This is a genomic window from Streptomyces sp. NPDC003027, assembly GCF_053591435.1.
On record NZ_JBSFTU010000086.1, the window covers coordinates 1 to 2,397 of the forward strand.

Annotated in this window: 3 protein-coding genes; 1 reads left to right on the plus strand and 2 read right to left on the minus strand. The window is 70.9% G+C overall.

Features of this window, described 5'->3' with window-relative positions:
• Nucleotides 1-123: 123 nt before the first annotated feature.
• Both ACWDX6_RS30660 and ACWDX6_RS30665 read right to left on the minus strand, forming a co-directional pair.
• Nucleotides 124-483 (minus strand): hypothetical protein, encoded by a 360-nt coding sequence (locus ACWDX6_RS30660; protein ID WP_451488132.1) that lies wholly within the window; start codon nucleotides 481-483, stop codon nucleotides 124-126.
• Nucleotides 484-549: 66 nt separating this feature from the next.
• Nucleotides 550-1,035 carry a carboxymuconolactone decarboxylase family protein gene (locus ACWDX6_RS30665; RefSeq protein WP_451488133.1) on the minus strand — a complete coding sequence of 162 codons (486 nt, stop codon included), beginning with the start codon at nucleotides 1,033-1,035 and terminating at the stop codon, nucleotides 550-552.
• A 130-nt stretch (nucleotides 1,036-1,165) separates the two neighbouring features.
• On the opposite strand from ACWDX6_RS30665, the gene ACWDX6_RS30670 reads away from it, so the two are divergent.
• Nucleotides 1,166-2,149, plus strand: a complete 984-nt coding sequence (locus tag ACWDX6_RS30670) for an RNA polymerase sigma-70 factor (protein WP_451488134.1) — start codon at nucleotides 1,166-1,168, stop codon at nucleotides 2,147-2,149.
• The last annotated feature ends 248 nt before the right edge of the window (nucleotides 2,150-2,397 follow it).

Consider the following 2,397-nt stretch of genomic DNA (forward strand, 5'->3'; position numbering starts at 1 on the left):
GGGGCCCCCCTTCGCTGGGGGCCTTGGCCTGCGGGGCGGGGGGGCCCTCCCGGCGTACGCCGGTCGGCCCCCCACACGTGTCGTCCGTTGCTGTCCTCGGGCCGGACAGGCCCTAGCGGTGGCTCACTGGTCGGAATAGCTGAAGTCGCCCACCGTCCACGCGGTGACCTCGTCGATCGAGACGCGGTACATCCCACCCGTCTCGGGGATCCCCACGGGGCCCTGCAGGATCCGGGCGACGTGGAAGTGCAGATGCCTGGGCGGCCCGCTCTTCTCCTCGGACGTACGGAAGACCCCGGAGAACTCGCTCAGGCGCTCGGAATCCGTCAGGACCTCCGACACGCGCTGGCGCCACACCGCTTCGGGGGCCAATCGACCGGTGATGACGGCGCCACCCGCGACCACCGTCAGGGACATCTGATTGCTCTGCCCGGACTCCACCATGGCGGCGATGTCAACGAGCAACTCGTCAGGCTTCGACATGGAAGCCGATTCTATTCAAGCCCCGGTCGCGTGGATGCGGCGCGGTGGCCCGACTTCGTCCGCCGGTCAGTTCAACGCGGCGGCGAACATGCCGGGCTCGTAGGAACCCCCCTTCTGCCGCAGGATCACGGCGAGCCGGTTCGCCGCGTTGATCAGGGCGACCAGAGCGACCAGCGCGGCGATCTGGTCGTCGTCGTAGTGCTCGCGCACCCGGGCCCAGGTCGCGTCGGACACGCCCTCGTAAGCGTCGGCGAGCCGCGTGCCCTCTTCGGCGAGCGCCAGGGCGGCCTGCTCGGCCTCGGTGAACACGGTGGACTCGCGCCACGCGGCGACGAGGTTGAGCCGGACCGGGGTCTCGCCGGCGGCCGCGGCCTCCTTGGTGTGCATGTCGATGCAGTGCCCGCAGCTGTTGATCTGGCTGGCGCGCAGCGACACCAGCTCCTGCGTGGACGCCGGCAGCGGCGACGTGTGGATCACCTGGGCGGCATGAGCGAACCGCTTGACGAACGTGGCGGCGATGTCGTTCTCGAACAGATTGAACCGGGCTTCCATGACGTCGTCCTCACTCGTGTGTCGTACGGGACGAACACGAGATGCCGGCGACCCGCTCCCTGTGACGGGACGGCCGTGTGACGTGCGCCACCGCTCGGGGATGTCACAGAGCCGCGCGGCGCGGCGTCCTGTGCGCGTGGCACCGCCGAGAGCGGACAGACAGGAGCAGCCGGTGGAGAGCGAGCACAGGGAGCACGCGGAGGACACGGCCGGGCGGCCCGCCGACGGCGGACGTACGGACCCGGCCACCGAGGCCTTCGTCGCCCACCGCAGGCTGCTGTTCACCGTCGCCTACGAGATGCTCGGCTCGGCCGCCGACGCGGAGGACGTCCTGCAGGAGACCTGGTTGCGCTGGGTGGGGGTCGATCTCGGCACGGTACGGGAGCACCGTGCCTACCTGGTCCGGATCACCACGCGCCAGGCGCTGAGCCGGCTGCGTACGCTCGGCCGCCGCAAGGAGTCGTACGTCGGGCCCTGGCTGCCCGAGCCCCTGCTCACCACGCCCGATGTGGCCGAGGACGTGGAGCTGGCGGAGAGCGTCTCGATGGCGATGCTGCTGGTGCTGGAGACGCTGGCGCCGGTCGAGCGGGCGGTGTTCGTGCTGCGTGAGGTGTTCGACGTCGGGTACGACGAGATCGCCGAAGCCGTCGGCGAGAGCCCGGCCGCGGTCCGCCAGATCGCGCACCGGGCGCGGGCACACGTCGCGGCGCGGCGGCCGCGCGGGGGCGTCTCCCCGGCCGAGACCCGCGACGCGCTCGACGCGTTCCGGCGGGCCACCGAGACGGGCGATCTTCAGGGTCTGCTCGACATCCTCGCGCCGGATGTCGTCCTCATGGGCGACGGCGGCGGCATCAGGCAGGCGATCCCGCGTCCGGTGGTGGGAGCGGACAAGGTGGCCCGCCTGCTGATCGGCGGGCTCGGCAAGGAGCCTGCCGACGTGTCGATGCGGCCGGCTCAGGTCAACGGCCACCCGGCGCTGATCATCCGGCTCGACGGCGTGATCGACACCGTCGTGGCGGCGCGCATCGACGACGGCCTCATCACCGGCCTCTACGCCGTGCGCAACCCGGAGAAGCTGTCCCGCGTACATCGGGATACCCCCCTGCGCCGCTGAGCCGGATGGCCTCGGGCCGGACCGGGTCGTCGATCCCGCTCCCCCGGAGCCGCGCCACGCCGACCCCGTGAACGCCACACTGGCATCATGGCACTGAGTGTGTTTTGCTGAGGGTACTCAGTGCCACGCTGCGATGCCACAAGCGTTGCCGACGCGTTCTAGGGGAGCTCGGGATCATGGGCAAGGACTTCGACCTTTATCGTCCGTCGGAGGAGCACGAGATGCTCCGGGAGTCGGTGCGTGCGCTG